1 protein-coding gene is annotated in these 672 nt (G+C 50.4%); it reads left to right on the top strand.

Annotated features, from left to right (window positions below):
• Window positions 1-121 precede the first annotated feature (121 nt).
• Window positions 122-672 (top strand): DMT family transporter (locus AB3X55_13400; GenBank protein ID MEX0504580.1); only part of this gene is annotated, 551 nt, incomplete at its 3' end.

Genomic DNA, 672 nt, shown 5'->3' with positions numbered 1-672 from the left:
GTGGAAATGGCAAATCTGAGCGGTTCAGATTGATCTCAAAAAGCCCTTTCTCATAGGTGATCTCATCGACAAGACCATTTCCAAGCCACCTAATAAGAATAATCTCAAAAGCATAATCCTGATGATTATTGCGATGGGCTGTTTTACGTTCGCTGACTTACTGATCAAGATTGCCAGCCAAACAATGCCTGTAGGTCAGATAATGATCCTTCTTGGCATCGGATCGTCCTTTGTTTTTTTGACACTCCTGAGGATGAAGGGGGAAGCCATACGGCTTTCACCCCTGTTGAACTCGTCAGTGATGTTACGCAATGTCGGTGAAGTTGTCGCGGCAACCAGCATGTGTCTGGCACTGGCTTATGTGCCGATATCCACGATTGGAGCGATTATCCAAACGGTGCCGCTGATGATAACCGCTGTTGCCGCGCTGTTTCTTGGAGAGCGGGTCGGAATACGCCGCGCGCTGGCAATTTGCGTTGGTTTTCTGGGAACCCTTTTCATCGTCCAGCCCGGCGACACCAACTTCGACGTGATGACCGGCCTCGTATTTGTGTCCGCGATTGGCATGACGTTGCGGGACGTGGGCACAAAACTGGTGTCCGACAGCTTCTCAACCCTGCTTCTGTCATTTTATTCTTGCGTCCTGTTCGCCTCCAGCGGCCTTGTTCTGCT

Source organism: Alphaproteobacteria bacterium LSUCC0719, from assembly GCA_040839025.1.
In the GTDB taxonomy this organism is placed as follows: domain Bacteria; phylum Pseudomonadota; class Alphaproteobacteria; order Puniceispirillales; family Puniceispirillaceae; genus UBA8309.
Note: the sequence above shows the minus strand (reverse complement) of the source record. Positions and strands in the feature narration are given on the sequence as shown.